The following is a 13,563-nucleotide window of genomic DNA, read 5'->3' as shown; positions in this document are numbered from 1 at the left end:
AAGACTAGCGGTCGCCGCGGCCGACCGTCCGCCTACCCGCTGCCGCCTTGGTAAATCGCCGGCTCAGCCCGAGACCGCGCGCAGCGCGCCGGGGTGGCGACCCGCGAGCTTGTCCAGAGCGGCAGCGGTGGCCTTGTCGGCCGGGAGATAGATGAACAGCTGCTGGTCGTCGTCGGCCGGAAGCTCGAGGGTTTCATAGGCCAGCCGCAGCGGGCCCGCCTCGGCATGGGTGACGCGAGTGGTGCCGGTCGCGGCCGGCAAATTGGGCACGGTCGCGACGCGGCGCGTGAAGTCCGCGCCGGCGACGATCTCCAGCTGATCAGCGAACGCGGCGGTGGCCGGATCGCTCCGGAAAGGACCCTGTTTGAGGGCGGCGACCTGCTCGTCGGCCAGATGTTCCCAATCCGGATAGAACTCGCGAGCCCGGGCGTCGCTGAAGAGGAACCAGGCGAGGTTCGCGGCGGACGGATCGTCGAGCAGGCCCGTCGGCGCCATCAACCGGTGATAGCCCTCGGTGTAGGCCAGCACATCGCTGAGCCGGTTGACCACCACCGCGACCGCCGGTTCCAGCTGGTCGAGAATGGCGCGGACCGTCGGCCGGACGGTGCGGGCCGGGCCGGCGGCGCCCATGCAGCTGAAGCCCGCGTCCGCCGCTTTGGTCAACCGGTACAGGTGAATACGCTCGCTCGGCGGGAGGTGCAGCGCGTCGGCGATGGCCGAGAGCACCGACGGTGACGGGCGACGGTCACGACCTTGCTCGAGGCGAATGATGTACTCGACGCTGACTCCGGCGAGGGTGGCGAGCTCGGCCCGGCGCAAACCGGGTGTGCGGCGACGCGGGCCCGCCGGCAGACCCACCCGGGCCGGCGCGACCGCCTCCCGCCGGCTGCGTAGGAACAGACCCAGCTCGTTGTCGCTCACTCTTCGAACCTAACAAGATTGCCCGGCGCGAGGGTGGCCCTTCCACTACCACTCTCACGGCGGTCTTCCAGGCGAGGTGGCGGGACCGCAGATTGGAGGCACGGCCGAACCCCGGCCCTCAATCGAAGGAGCACCCATGAAGCTCGCAGTGATCATCGGCAGCGTCCGTGCAGGCCGCTTCGGCCCCACCGTCGCCGGCTGGTTCGCCGAACAGGCCCGCGCGCACGGCGGATTCGAGATCGACATCGTCGACCTGGCCGACTTCGAGCTCCCGCTCGAACTTCCGCCGGTGCCGCCGATGATGGATCCCGACGGTCCGCGTCCGGCCTCGGTCGCCGCCCTGGGCGAACGGCTCGCCGCAGCGGACGCGTTCGTGATCGTCACACCCGACTACAACCGCGGCTACCCCGCCGGGCTGAAGGCCGCCATCGACTGGTTCGTCACCGAATGGGATTCCAAGACCATCGGTTTCGTCGGCTACAGCGGCGCGACCGGCGGCATCCTCGCGATCGAGGGCCTGCGCCAGGTCTTCAACGAACTCAATGCTCATACTGTCCGCAACTACGTCTCGTTCCCGCGGTACTACTTGCTCTTCGACGAGACGGGCAGTCTCCTCGACCCGGCCGAACCGAACGCAGCGGCCGCGGCGATGCTCGACCAATTGCACTGGTGGTCGGCCGCTTTGACGGCCGCTCGCAGCGTGGCGGTCGGTTGATCGAGCGCGAGCGCCGTGGCGCGGATCGGGCTAGCGTGGCGGGCATGGCCGATATCTATCCGCACGATCTCGCCGAAACCAGCCTCGCGGTGCTCCGTCGCCGAGCGGAGACAGCCGGGCTCCCACTGAATGATTACTTGCGCCACGAACTCGTCGCCCTGGCGCGGCGGCGCAACTCGATGGACACGGTCGTGGAATTCCTGGACGAGCAGGGCTGGCGGGTCGACCCGACCGTCGACACCGGCGCGCTGGCACTGATCCAGGTCTACGACCTGCCCACCGATGTCGTCGCCGTGTGGTGCCGTCGCGCGTACGCGGCGAAGCTGCCGATCGAGACGTATGTGCGGCAGGAACTGACCGCCTCCGCCCGCCGCGCCACTGTCGAAGACGCGCTGACGGAGTTGGCCGCGGTGCAGGCGGTCAACCCGGACCTGGACATCGACATGGCAGCGGTCGCGGACGCCGTCCGGTACGCCCGCGCCTGGTGAGCGCGCCGCCGCGGTGCGCGCGTGCCGGACGCCGGGCGGACCTGGACGCCGGATAGGGTTCGTTCGTGGCTGCGCACTCCTCTGACCTCGAACTTGCCCTGCGGTTGGCCGATGAGGCCGACTCGATCACCAAGGCCCGCTTCGGTGCGCTGGATCTGAAGGTGGACTCGAAGCCGGATCTGACGCCGGTCTCGGATGCCGACCTGGCGGTGGAGAAGGCGATCCGGGGGCTGCTCGAGCACGCGCGGCCCGACGATTCGGTGCTCGGGGAGGAATTCGGCGGGGACGTCGAGTTCACCGGGCGGCAGTGGGTCGTCGATCCGATCGACGGCACCAAGAACTTCGTGCGCGGCGTGCCGGTCTGGGCCACGCTGATCGCCCTGCTCGAAGACGGCGTGCCGATCCTCGGTGTGGTGAGCGCGCCCGCACTGGCCCGGCGCTGGTGGGCCTCGACCGGGGCGGGCGCCTGGTCGGTCTTCGGAACCGAGGCGGCCAAGCCGATTTCGGTGTCCGCCGTCGCCGATCTGGCCTCGGCCAGCCTGGCGTTCTCCAGTCTGTCCGGCTGGCGGGATCGCGGCCTGCGCGACCAATTCCTCGATCTGACCGACGCGGTGTGGCGGGTGCGCGGTTACGGCGACTTCCTGTCCTACTGCCTGCTCGCCGAGGGCGCGGTCGACGTCGCCACCGAACCCGAAGTGTCGCTGTGGGATCTGGCCGCTCTCGACATTCTGATCCGGGAAGCCGGCGGTGTTTTCACCTCGCTGGACGGCAAGCCCGGGCCGCACGGCGGCGACGCGGTCGCCAGCAACGGGCTACTCCAGGCGGAAGTGCTCAACCGCCTGCGCTAGGCGAGGTTCTTCTCGAAGAGGACCACCGTCGCGGTGCCCTGGAACTGCGGCGGCAGGGGCGCTTCCCGAAGTTCGGTGAAACCCTGTGCGGCGTAATACTTTCGGAGCACCTGGTTGTCGGATGCGGTGTCCAGACGCTGCCGGGTGATGCCTTCGGCGCGGGTGCGCTCGGCGCAGAACTGGAGGATCCGGGCGCCGAGTTCACGGCCGCGTTGCTCCGGTGCGACCATCAGGCCGTGGATGTATCCGGCCTCGGCGTCGTCAGCGCCCCAGAACTCCGGATCCCGCCAGATCAACCGCACCGCCGCGATCAGCTGCGCACCCTCCCGCCACCGGAACCACTCGCCGCGCGCCACCTCGGCCGCGACGAGGTCGGCCGAGTACTCCCCGGGCAGCCATTGCGCGATCCCGTTGTCGACCATCCACTGCGCCAGCCGATCCCGCAGACCGGCGATATCCGCCGCGTCCCCTGGCTGTGCCGGTGCCATCGGGGCTGACTCAACCATCGTCGCTCCTCTCGTCAGCGCTGCGGGGTGGCCGGTGCGAGGTCGAAGCCGGCGGGCGGGCGGAGGCGGTAGAGGGTGCCGTCCATGCTGGTGGCGAACAAGGTCCAGGCGCCGCCGTCCCGGGCGATACGGACCGAAGTCGCGCCGTCCGGGGGATTGCGAGTGGCGCCCGGTTTGATCAGGCCGGTGATGATGGAACAGGCTGCGCCCGTGGCGGTGTCGACCTGGAAGATCGCTCCCTGTATGTGATCGGCGACGAAGAGGGTGCCGGTGCGGGTGGCCTCCATGTCGTCGAGCAGGCCCGTCAGCTGCGGGACACCCGCGATGACGGTGTGCTCGGCAGGGCGGTCCAGCGGGATGCGGAAGATCCGCAGGGTGAGGTTGTCGGCGAAGATGGACTTCCCGTCCGGTGCGAGCGCGATGCCGTTGGACAGGGGCAGGTCGGCCCAGGTCTTGGTGTACTCACCGGTGCTGGGCCGGTAGCGGGCGATGCCGGTGGGCGCTCCCTGCGAGATTCCGATCGTGGTGAACAGCAGATCGCCGTCGGGCAGCAGGAGCAGGCCGTTCGGGCCGTTGAGTCCGGTGAGCAGCACTTCGGACCGTCGCGTGTCGAGGTCATAGCGCTGCAAAGTGCCCGGCCCAGCGGTGAATCCATCACCGGTCAGGAAATAGACCGATCTCCCGGCGACCCGCACGCCCGCCGGATTTTCCAGCCCTGTCACGAGCTTCTCGACCTGCCCGCGCGCATCGATATGCGCGAGGTACCCGTCGACAATGCCCGTCACATAGAACCCGCCCGCGCCGTCGGAGTCCAGATTCTCCAGGTTGCCGATCCCGCTGACGACAGTGCTGACTTCCCAACCGTCCGAACAGGTTCCGCGAGCCGCAGCCGTCGCGCCAGGTGACCCGACTATCAGCCCGAGCGCCACTGCGCACGCGAGCCCAACAGCCCGAATTCGTCGATTCCCCAGCCCTGCAACCATGCGAGACAACGTAGTAGCAATGGGGTGTGGTTGTCAGCCGAGGTGCTTCGCTTCGGGCCACAGTTCGGACCCCGGGGCGCGTGGATTGCGACAGACCAAGATCGGTTCGCCTTGCTCGTCGTTGTCGAGATCCAGGCCGTTGTCGAGGTGTCCGGCGGATCGGCAGTCGGCGAAGACAGCTGTGAGGCGGTCCGGGTCGATGCCGATGGTGATCACTTCGGAGGCGGTGTCGCTCGGCGGCCCCCACCACCAGTAGGCGTTGTGCCCAGAGTGTGGCGTCGGCAGGTTGTAGGCCGCGCCGAAGCGCTCGATCGCCCCCGCCTCACCGTAATTCGCGGTAAGGATCGCGACAGCAGGGCCGAGCTCACTGCGGACCGCGCCGATCTGCCGAACGAATTCGGGCCAGCCGATGGTCTCGCCCGCGTCGTAGTTGACCGCGAGGACCGGGGAATCGTTCAACGCCGACACCGGAAGCACCGGCAGGAACAGCACCGCCGAGAACGCCGCGTTCAGGGCAACGACGAAACCCGCGGCGGCCCACCGGATTCGATTTCGTGCGAGCCACGCCGCGACCGGCACCGCTCCGGCGGCCAGCAGGATCGGATACATCCCGCCCAGGTAGTACGCCTTCCCGCCGGTCACCAGGAAGACCACGAACAGCAGCGCATAGCTCACCGCGAACGCGCGATACCGGGGCTCCCGCCACAACCGCCACAGCCCGAACACCCAGAGCGGCACCAGCAACGGCCCCATCAACCCGAACTGTAAAACCACGAACTCGATCGGTGCATCGGACGTCCCCGACGACCCGTCCGCGATCGCGCGGCTCAACTCCCATTGCGGCCACCCATTTGCCGCCTGCCACACCAGATACGGCAGCCAGATCAGCCCGGCGACAACGACTCCGAGCGGAAAGTACCTCGTAGCAAACACTTTCCGCGGGCCGATCACGGCCAGCACGACCGCGACCGCGAGCACCGGAAAGATCAACAACACCTTGTTCTGCAACCCGACACCGACCACCACCCCGATCGCCAGCCACCACCGCCGATCCCCATCGTTCAGCACCTTCAGCACCAGCAAGCCGACCAAAGACCAAGCCGCCAGATCGAACACCGCGGTACTCAACATGTGCCCCACCCCCAGCACCATGGCCGCACTGGCCACGGCCCCCGCCGCCAGCGCCTGCGCCGCCCGCCCCCCACCGAGCTCCCGCGCCATCCACCCCGCATACAACACCACCAGGGCCGCCGCCAGAATCGCCGGAACTCGCAGCAACACAAGCGAATCCGCATCAATCGCGGACACCGCCCGCGCAACCAACGGCGTCACGGGCGGCTGATCCGCATACCCCCACTCCAACCGCCGCCCCGCAGCCAAAAAGTACAACTCATCCCGGTGATAGCCATAGCGATTCGCGAACGCCGCCAGCACAGCGGCGAAAACCCCTGCCACCCAGTACATTCCGCCACTGTCCCACACCTACCCACTCCTCGTCACCACATCCACAGCACCTCCTCCGCGCACACCCACCCCGCCGAAACTCGCTCCCGAATAGCGGTGCCGGGATCGCCTGACGGCCCGCGCGAAAACCGGCCACAGGACCTTGTCCGCCCCCACCTGTCCAGTGCGGTTTGCCGACTGCGCGCTGTTCCGCGGGAACCGGTGCGAATCCGGCCGGATACCCCGCCGACCAGGGGTTGCGCGCTATTGCCGGCCACAGCGATACCCGCCCCGGTGCCGTGACCGGAAACAACGGCGTATGCTGCGCCTCGACGCAGTTCTTACCGAGGAGTAAGATAGACTTACTCCGCAGTAAGATAGCTGGGACAAGACCTCACCCCACCCACCCGAGAAAACAGGTGATGATGAGTACTCGAGACAGCGCAACGACGCGACGTCAAGACACGTCCGCGGTCGGCCTCAGCCACCCCAAGCGGGACTGGATGGGGGCGGCGATGCGGGTGATGACGACCATTACCGGGTCGGAGCTCGCCGAGAAGTACAACCTGCGCAAGCCGATCGAGCGAGTCACCTACGAGGGCACGAAGACCGGTTTCCGCACCCTGGGCGCCGCGACCCGCGTGTTCAACAAGGTCGCCGGCGGCGGCGCGCCGAAGCGCCTGCCGGAGAACGAGTCCAAGAAGAAGGACCTCTTCGACATCACCCCGTCGGACGAGCAGCAGATGATCGTCGAGACGGTGACGGAGTTCGCCGCCGAGATCCTGCGCCCGGCCGCCTACGAAGCCGATGCCGCCGCCAAGGCCCCGCGTGACCTGCTGGAACGCGCCGCCGAGCTCGGCATCACCCTGATCAACGTGCCCGAGGAGCTGGAAGGCGCGGCCTCCGAGCGCGGCGCGGTCACCAACTCGATGGTCGCCGAGGCACTCGCGCACGGCGACATGGGCCTGGCCCTGCCGATCCTGGCGCCCTCCGGCGTCGCGGTCGCGCTGGCGCAGTGGGGCACCGACGCCCAGCAGAAGACCTACCTGCCCGCCTTCACCGGCGAGAGCGTCCCGCAGGCCTCGGTCGTGATCAGCGAGCCGCGCGCGCTGTTCGATCCGTTCGCGTTGCAGACCAAGGCCACCCGTTCGCCCAGCGGCTACCGCCTCAACGGCGTGAAGTCCCTGGTTCCGGCCGCCGCCGACGCCGAACTATTCCTCGTCGCCGCCGAGCTCGACGGCCGCCCGGCGATCTTCATCGTCGAGTCGGACGCCCCGGGCCTGGTCGTGGAGGCGGACCCGAGCATGGGTCTGCGTGCCGCGGGTATCGGCCGCCTGCTGCTCAACAATGTCGCGGTCGGCGCCGACGCCATCCTGGGCGACGGCGACGCGAAGTCGCGCGCCGAGGATTACGCCGACGCGGTGCGCCTGGCGCGTCTGGGCTGGGCCTCGCTCGCCGCGGGCACCGGTCAGGCCGTGCTCGACTACGTGATCCCCTACGTGAACGAGCGTGAGGCGTTCGGCGAGCCGATCTCGCACCGGCAGGCGGTGGCCTTCATGGTCGCCAACATGGCCATCGAACTCGACGGTCTCCGTCTCGTGACCCTGCGGGGTGCGTCACGCGCGGAGCAGGGTCTGTCGTTCGGTCGCGAGGCCGCCCTGGCCCGCAAGCTGGCCACCGACAAGGGCATGCAGATCGGCCTGGACGGCGTGCAGCTGCTCGGCGGTCACGGCTTCACCAAGGAACACCCGGTCGAGCGCTGGTACCGCGATCTGCGGGCCGTCGGCGTCGCCGAAGGTGTCGTGCTCATCTAAACCGGCTCGTTCCTTACTTCAGGAGACTTCCCATGATCAACCTCGAACTCCCCAAGAAGCTGCGGGCCAGCGCCAACCAGGCGCATCAGGTCGCGCAGGAGATCTTCCGTCCGATCTCGCGCAAGTACGACCTCGGCGAGCACGACTACCCGGTCGAGCTGGACACCATGGCCGCCATGGTGGAAGGCCTCGCCGACTCGGGCACCCAGAAGATCGGCGGCGCGGCCGGCGGTCGTTCCGACGAGGACGAGCACGCCACCGAACTGCTCGGCAACAGCAACGGCGGCAATATGTCCGCGCTGCTGAACGCCCTGGAGACCTCCTGGGGCGATGTCGGCCTGATGCTGTCGATCCCCTACCAGGGCCTGGGCAACGCCGCCATCGCCGCGGTCGCCACCGATGAGCAGCTGGAGCGTTTCGGCAAGGTGTGGGCCGCGATGGCGATCACCGAGCCGTCCTTCGGTTCCGACTCCGCCGCCGTCACCACCACCGCGGTGCGCGACGGTGACGAGTGGGTGCTCAACGGCGAGAAGATCTTCGTCACCGCCGGTCAGCGCTCCACCCACATCGTGGTGTGGGCGACCGTGGACAAGAGCCTGGGCCGCGCGGCCATCAAGTCGTTCGTCGTGCCGCGGGACGCTCCGGGCCTGTCGGTGGCGCGGCTCGAGCACAAGCTCGGCATCAAGGCCTCCGACACCGCCGTGCTGCTGCTGCAGGACTGCCGGATCCCCGCCGACAACATCCTCGGCAGCCCGGAAGTCAACGTGGAGAAGGGTTTTGCCGGGGTCATGCAGACCTTCGACAACACCCGCCCGCTGGTGGCCGCGATGGCCGTCGGTGTCACCCGGGCCGCGCTCGAAGAGCTGCGCAAGATCCTCAAGGACGCGGGCATCGAGCCGTCCTACGACACTCCGGCCAACAACCAGAGTGCCGCGGCCGCGGAGTTCCTGCGCATGGAAGCCGACTACGAGTCGTCTTACCTACTCAGCCTGCGCGCCGCCTGGATGGCCGACAACAAGAAGCCGAACTCGCTCGAGGCTTCGATGTCCAAGGCCAAGGCCGGCCGCACCGGCACCGACGTCACCCTCAAGGCCGTCGAGCTGGCCGGCACCATCGGCTACTCCCAGCACACCCTGCTGGAGAAGTGGGGCCGCGACTCGAAGATCCTCGACATCTTCGAAGGCACCCAGCAGATCCAGCAGCTGATCGTGGCGCGCCGCGTGCTCGGCAAGACCAGCGCTGAGCTGAAGTAGTCTGTACGGCAACAGAAGCCGGTGTGAGTCGATGGTCGACTCGCACCGGTTTTTGTTGTGGCTGGTCTATCGACGCCAGAAGAAGTGGTGCACTACGCCGCTCGGGCTCGGGACGCGCTCCAGATGGAATCGGTCGACGAGTTCCTCGGGGCTCTCCCACAGCTGTTCACCATGACCGAGTTCGATGGGCGCGACGGCGACGTGCATCGTGTCGATCAGGTCGGCGTCGAGGAATTGGCGAACCGTGGCTACGCCGCCGCCGATGCGGACGTCCTTGCCGTCGGCGGCCGCGAGCGCCTGTGCCAGGGCGTCCTTCGGGGACGCGTCGAGGAAGTGGAATGTGGTGTCCGACAGCGTGAATGACGGTCGCGGGTGGTGGGTGAGGACGAAAACCGGGGTGTGGAACGGCGGTTCGTTTCCCCACCAGCCTTGCCAGTCGTGGTTTTCCCAGGGACCGCGCTGCGGGCCGAATTTGTTGCGCCCCATGATCTCGGCGCCGATGTTGGTGCTGTAGTCGCGAACGATGTAGTCGTCGAGGCCGTAGGTTCCGCCGGGGGCGGCTCGATTGGGGAAGTGCGCGGTGGAAATCGCCCAGGACATGAGTTCCGCCGGATTGGCGTGGCCGAACGGTCGCTCGTGGCTCTGCCCTGTCCCGGAGCCGTATCCATCGCTGGAAACGGTGAAGTTCTGAACGCGGACCATAGGTGTCATCGGAAACCCTTCCGGTTGCAATTTGCAAGCGGTTATCAACGTACCTAGACTGATCCCATGTCGCAACCGGTTGCCTACGACAAGCTGCCCGTCGCCCCGGGTAAGTCGGGCTGCCCGATCAACATGACGATCGAGCTGCTCGGCGACCGCTGGAGCCTCATCGTCGTCCGCGACATCATGTTCGGCGGGCACACTCACTTTCGGGAGTTGCTCGGCTCCTCGCTCGAGGGCATCGCGTCAAACATCCTGGCCAACCGGCTCGCGAAACTCGTCGCCGCCGGCCTGCTCACCCGGGACGACGACCCGAGCCACCGCCAGAAGGTCGAATACCATCTCACCGAAGCGGCGATCCAGCTCGTCCCGGTGCTGGCCCAGCTGGGCGCGTGGGGCGCCCGCTGGCTGGACACGACGCACGAACTGACCGTACGCGCCGAACTGCTGGCCGCCGGGGGTCCCCCGCTATGGGAGCGGTTCATGGCCGAACTCCGCGCCACCCACCTGACCGGAGCGCCCGCACCCGCCGATGGCGTGCTCGCGGAACTGACCGCCGCCTATCACCAGGCATGCGCCGGGCACGCTGGGTAAACGCGCGAGCGCGCCCCGGATTATTCGAGGACCAGCAGTTTCGGGTCCACCTCGGCGCCGGGCGGGAGGTCGGCGACGCGGGCGTGGATCTGCCCGGCGACATTGAGCGCGGAAACGAAGTCGTTGACCTGGACGTTGGCCACCTCGAGTTCGCCGCCGAGGATGGGCGGCTGGGTGAAGTCGTAGACCTCGTTCTCGGCGGGGATCAGGCCGGTGTCGGCGGTGTCGGCGGCGAGGGTGGCGAGCAGGTACTGCTCCATGCCGTCCTCGGTGTCCAGTTCCTTCGCCAGGTCGTCGGCGTTGTCCCAGGGCCGGGTCAGTTCGCCGTTGAGGGTGTCGAGCCACCACAGGCCCTCTTCGGAGTCGAAGAAGACATCGCCGAATAAGGAGGCGCACAGCGGCGTCTTACCCTCCAGGCCGATCCATTCCCAGGAGGCGAGGGCGGACTCGAATTGTTCGGTCGTGAACGACTTGATCAATTCCACGACCACACCCTACAGACGTGCACCGGATCAGCCACGGTAGGTGGCCGGCGGTCGGCCTGTCGCGGATTTGAAGTCCCGCGCGAAATGGGCTTGATCGGCGTAACCGAGTTCGGCGGCCACGGTCGCCAGATCGGCGTCGGCGCTGTCCAGGCGCTGCGCGGCCTCATGCAGGCGATAGCGCTGAATCACCCATTTCGGCGAGACGCCCACCTGATCGCGAAACAACTTCTGCAAACTACGTTTTCCGATTCCGAAGCGTGCGGTGAGGTCGTCGACCCGCAGAATCGTGCGGTCGGCGGATACTTCGTCGACGATCTCGTTGACCAGCGCGACGGCGGTTTCGGGCTCGGAAAGATGGTGGCGGACAAATTCTTCCGACAATTCCTGACGGGTCGCGGTATCCGGGGCAGCGGCAATTCGGGCGGCGAAATGATCTGCGGCGGAACCGAAGATGTCCGCACCCGGCAGCACCCGATCGGTGAGCCCGGCGACCGAGCGCCCCAGCAGCGCCCGGAATCCGGCCGGGCGAAAGGTGGTGCCGAAGATTTCGCCGCACCCGTCGAGCGACTGGCTGAATTTCCCGCGCAGGACGCCGTGCACCCGGCAGTTCCCGTTCTCGACCACCAGGATCACCGCGGGATGCGGCAGCACCTCCACCACATAGGGCGCACGACCGCGCAGGTCCCACCGCACGGCCCAATGGTGCGCGACGAAGCCGGCCAGGTCCGCGGCGGCCGGAAGCAACGACTCCCGATACAGCCCGTCCCCGGCCCGGGGATCGAGCAGCCCGCGCGGCGGGGCGTCCGTGGTCGGGTCCATCGCCCCATTGTCGCGCGCGTTCGCGTTTGTTCAAGACCCCTCGACCGCGCCGGAAATACCGTCGAAACTATGAGCGAAACGACCACCGCGACCGGCACCATCGAATCGAAATCCTGGGAGCAGAGCGAATACGCCGACGCCGGGCCCGGCGCACCGAAACTGGCCACCGCCACGGGCTTCGACGTCTACCGCGGCGACCTGGAGGGCGACGCCGACTGGCAGGGCCTGATGTTCACCGACCCGGACGGCAGCGGCACCTTCGACAGCCTGCAACGCACCCGCGGCACCCTGGGCGGCCGCACCGGCAGCTTCGTGCTGCGGATGACCGGAACCTTCACCGCCACCGGCGATTCCCACGCCGACTGGTCGGTCGTACCCGGCTCCGGGACCGGCGAGCTGGCCGGGCTCTCCGGCACCGGCGGATACGCATCCAGCGCCGGCAACACCACCTACACCCTCACCTACCGCTGCCCCTGACCAGCGGCGATAGGGGGCAAAACAAACCGTTGCCCGAAGATACGTAGTTTCGTAATCTCGTAGACGTGGGTCTGGCAGAACGCGTCACAGAGTTGGAGCAGCGGCTCGCGAAACTGGAAGCCGCGCAAGAGGTACCGGTACAGATCGCCATGCCGGTGGACGAGGAATTGTGGGCGCTGCACCGGCTCAAGCACGGCTACGCCGCGGATGACGAGCTGAACGGCGGCGTACTGTTCACCGGATCGGTGCGACTACCGCCGGGTGAGCAATACGGCTGGCAGAGCTCCTTCAGCACCGACGACCTGCTCCTCGACGACGCCGACGAGGCCGCTGAATGCCTTGCCGCGCTGGGCAGCCCGGTCCGGCTCCGGCTGCTGCGCGCCATTCTGGCGGGCCGCCGCACCGCCGCGGAGCTGGCCGGACTGCCCGAGGTGGGCACCTCCGGCCAGATCTACCACCATCTGCGCCAGCTGGCTGCTGTCGGTTGGCTACAGACCGCCGGCCGCGGCCGTTTCGAGGTGCCCGCCGGCCGCGTAGTCCCCCTGCTGGTCGCTTTGGCCAGCTCACGACGCTGACAGCGGTAGCTGACACGTCAGGTTTGCTCAATCGTTGCGCCACAGGGGGTTACGCCCCCGCACCCTGCCTATTACTTTGAAAAAAGCCGTGCAGGAGGTGGTGGGGTGGCCAACGATGCGCAAGACCCAGGTGGCAGACCCGAGCAGCTCGATCCCATGATCGAGTTCGCCGAGCAGGAACTCTTCGACCTGGTCCGGGCGACCGGATTCCGCGGACCCGCGTGGGATGTCCTCGCGGACCGTCTGGTCCGATACGGACTGGTGGTGCTGACGGCCTGGCTCCGGTCCGGGCACATCTTCGCCGAGACCAATGCCCTCGGCCGCGATCTGTGTCCGTCCGTTCAGGAACGGGAACTCGTCGCGGTCCGGCTCAGCGAGGATCTGGCGAACGATTCGGTCGCGGCCGCCCTGGCCAGTTTCCGGCGAAAAGCCCTGGCGGGCAACGGCTGGCATCGGGACGGCGGCGCGAGTCTGTCGGCCTATTTCCTGCGCGCCTGCCTGTACGCCTTCATCGACGCCTTCCGCAAATACCGGCGCACCGGTGAGCTGTCGGACATCTGCACCGGCGCCCACCCGATCTCCTCGGGCGACTATCGCGAGTCCGCCTGCGGACCGGACTTCGCCGAGTCCGTGGTGAATCGGGCCGTGCTCTACACCTATCTGGCCCGGCTCTCGGAGCGGGACCGGAACATGGTGTGGGGCAAGGCCGCCGGCTACACCGCCGCCGAGATCGCGGGCCTGTTCGGCTGGCCCAGCGCGAAGGCGGTGGAACGCCGGTGGGCGCGGCTGCGCCTGGAATACGCCTGGATCAATCGGCTCGCCGGGAAGGACCAGTGATGACCTACGACGACAGCCCGGCCGCGGCGACGACCCGCGTCGCCGACCTCATCGAACAGTCCTCGCTGGGCGTTTCTCCCACGCGGACAAGGGAATTGACCAT

At 67.9% G+C, this 13,563-nt stretch carries 16 protein-coding genes; 9 read left to right on the top strand and 7 right to left on the bottom strand.

The window, feature by feature from the left end; all coding sequences use genetic code 11:
- Positions 1–63: 63 nt before the first annotated feature.
- Positions 64–921: a helix-turn-helix domain-containing protein gene (locus AB0M14_RS24880; protein ID WP_364998693.1), complete on the bottom strand. Its 858-nt coding sequence runs from the start codon at positions 919–921 to the stop codon at positions 64–66.
- Positions 922–1,057: 136 nt separating this feature from the next.
- Between AB0M14_RS24880 and AB0M14_RS24875 the strand changes: the two genes are divergently transcribed.
- The 3 genes from AB0M14_RS24875 (at position 1,058) to hisN (ending at position 2,972) form a co-directional block, all read left to right on the top strand.
- Entirely contained in the window at positions 1,058–1,636 is a 579-nt protein-coding gene (locus AB0M14_RS24875) for an NAD(P)H-dependent oxidoreductase (protein WP_364998692.1), read from the top strand.
- A gap of 44 nt (positions 1,637–1,680) precedes the next feature.
- Positions 1,681–2,124, top strand: a complete 444-nt coding sequence (locus tag AB0M14_RS24870) for a hypothetical protein (protein ID WP_364998691.1) — start codon at positions 1,681–1,683, stop codon at positions 2,122–2,124.
- A gap of 65 nt (positions 2,125–2,189) precedes the next feature.
- Positions 2,190–2,972 carry a histidinol-phosphatase gene (hisN, locus tag AB0M14_RS24865; RefSeq protein WP_364998690.1) on the top strand — a complete coding sequence of 261 codons (783 nt, stop codon included), beginning with the start codon at positions 2,190–2,192 and terminating at the stop codon, positions 2,970–2,972.
- On the opposite strand, the gene AB0M14_RS24860 is transcribed toward hisN, so the two are convergent.
- From AB0M14_RS24860 to AB0M14_RS24850, 3 genes are read right to left on the bottom strand one after another with little or no spacing between them, the layout of a single operon-like run.
- Positions 2,969–3,478, bottom strand: a complete 510-nt coding sequence (locus AB0M14_RS24860; protein ID WP_364998689.1) for a GNAT family N-acetyltransferase — start codon at positions 3,476–3,478, stop codon at positions 2,969–2,971. The genes hisN and AB0M14_RS24860 overlap by 4 nt on opposite strands.
- Positions 3,479–3,492: 14 nt before the next feature.
- The gene (locus AB0M14_RS24855) at positions 3,493–4,461 is read right to left on the bottom strand and encodes an SMP-30/gluconolactonase/LRE family protein (protein WP_364998687.1); all 969 of its coding nucleotides are present in this window, start codon (positions 4,459–4,461) and stop codon (positions 3,493–3,495) included.
- Between the two features lie 33 nt (positions 4,462–4,494).
- A complete protein-coding gene (locus AB0M14_RS24850; RefSeq protein ID WP_364998685.1) occupies positions 4,495–5,943 on the bottom strand; it encodes a glycosyltransferase family 39 protein in 1,449 nt (482 codons plus the stop codon).
- A gap of 383 nt (positions 5,944–6,326) precedes the next feature.
- Here AB0M14_RS24850 and AB0M14_RS24845 point away from each other — a divergent pair, with 383 nt between their 5' ends.
- Positions 6,327–7,718, top strand: coding sequence for an acyl-CoA dehydrogenase family protein (locus AB0M14_RS24845; RefSeq protein WP_364998683.1), 1,392 nt, complete (start codon positions 6,327–6,329; stop codon positions 7,716–7,718).
- 32 nt (positions 7,719–7,750) lie between these two features.
- The gene (locus AB0M14_RS24840) at positions 7,751–8,971 is read left to right on the top strand and encodes an acyl-CoA dehydrogenase family protein (protein WP_364998681.1); all 1,221 of its coding nucleotides are present in this window, start codon (positions 7,751–7,753) and stop codon (positions 8,969–8,971) included.
- A 66-nt stretch (positions 8,972–9,037) separates the two neighbouring features.
- On the opposite strand, the gene AB0M14_RS24835 is transcribed toward AB0M14_RS24840, so the two are convergent.
- On the bottom strand, positions 9,038–9,682 hold the full coding sequence (locus tag AB0M14_RS24835; RefSeq protein ID WP_364998679.1) for a dihydrofolate reductase family protein: 645 nt from the start codon (positions 9,680–9,682) through the stop codon (positions 9,038–9,040).
- A gap of 57 nt (positions 9,683–9,739) precedes the next feature.
- Here AB0M14_RS24835 and AB0M14_RS24830 point away from each other — a divergent pair, with 57 nt between their 5' ends.
- Positions 9,740–10,267, top strand: coding sequence for a helix-turn-helix domain-containing protein (locus tag AB0M14_RS24830; protein ID WP_364998677.1), 528 nt, complete (start codon positions 9,740–9,742; stop codon positions 10,265–10,267).
- A 20-nt stretch (positions 10,268–10,287) separates the two neighbouring features.
- On the opposite strand, the gene AB0M14_RS24825 is transcribed toward AB0M14_RS24830, so the two are convergent.
- Positions 10,288–10,752 (bottom strand): T6SS immunity protein Tdi1 domain-containing protein, encoded by a 465-nt coding sequence (locus AB0M14_RS24825; RefSeq protein ID WP_364998676.1) that lies wholly within the window; start codon positions 10,750–10,752, stop codon positions 10,288–10,290.
- A gap of 27 nt (positions 10,753–10,779) precedes the next feature.
- Positions 10,780–11,571, bottom strand: coding sequence for a helix-turn-helix domain-containing protein (locus AB0M14_RS24820; RefSeq protein ID WP_364998675.1), 792 nt, complete (start codon positions 11,569–11,571; stop codon positions 10,780–10,782).
- A 69-nt stretch (positions 11,572–11,640) separates the two neighbouring features.
- On the opposite strand from AB0M14_RS24820, the gene AB0M14_RS24815 reads away from it, so the two are divergent.
- From AB0M14_RS24815 to AB0M14_RS24805, 3 genes are all read left to right on the top strand, one after another.
- Positions 11,641–12,048: a DUF3224 domain-containing protein gene (locus AB0M14_RS24815; RefSeq protein ID WP_364998673.1), complete on the top strand. Its 408-nt coding sequence runs from the start codon at positions 11,641–11,643 to the stop codon at positions 12,046–12,048.
- 65 nt (positions 12,049–12,113) lie between these two features.
- Positions 12,114–12,623 (top strand): winged helix-turn-helix domain-containing protein, encoded by a 510-nt coding sequence (locus AB0M14_RS24810; protein WP_364998671.1) that lies wholly within the window; start codon positions 12,114–12,116, stop codon positions 12,621–12,623.
- 105 nt (positions 12,624–12,728) lie between these two features.
- Complete coding sequence (locus tag AB0M14_RS24805) at positions 12,729–13,460, top strand: hypothetical protein (RefSeq protein ID WP_364998669.1); 732 nt, start codon at positions 12,729–12,731, stop codon at positions 13,458–13,460.
- Positions 13,461–13,563: the final 103 nt, after the last annotated feature.

This window comes from Nocardia sp. NPDC051832 (genome assembly GCF_040681285.1).
Classification (GTDB): Bacteria; Actinomycetota; Actinomycetes; order Mycobacteriales; family Mycobacteriaceae; genus Nocardia.
The sequence above is the reverse complement of the archived record's forward strand: the minus strand, read 5'-3'. Positions and strand labels throughout refer to the sequence as shown.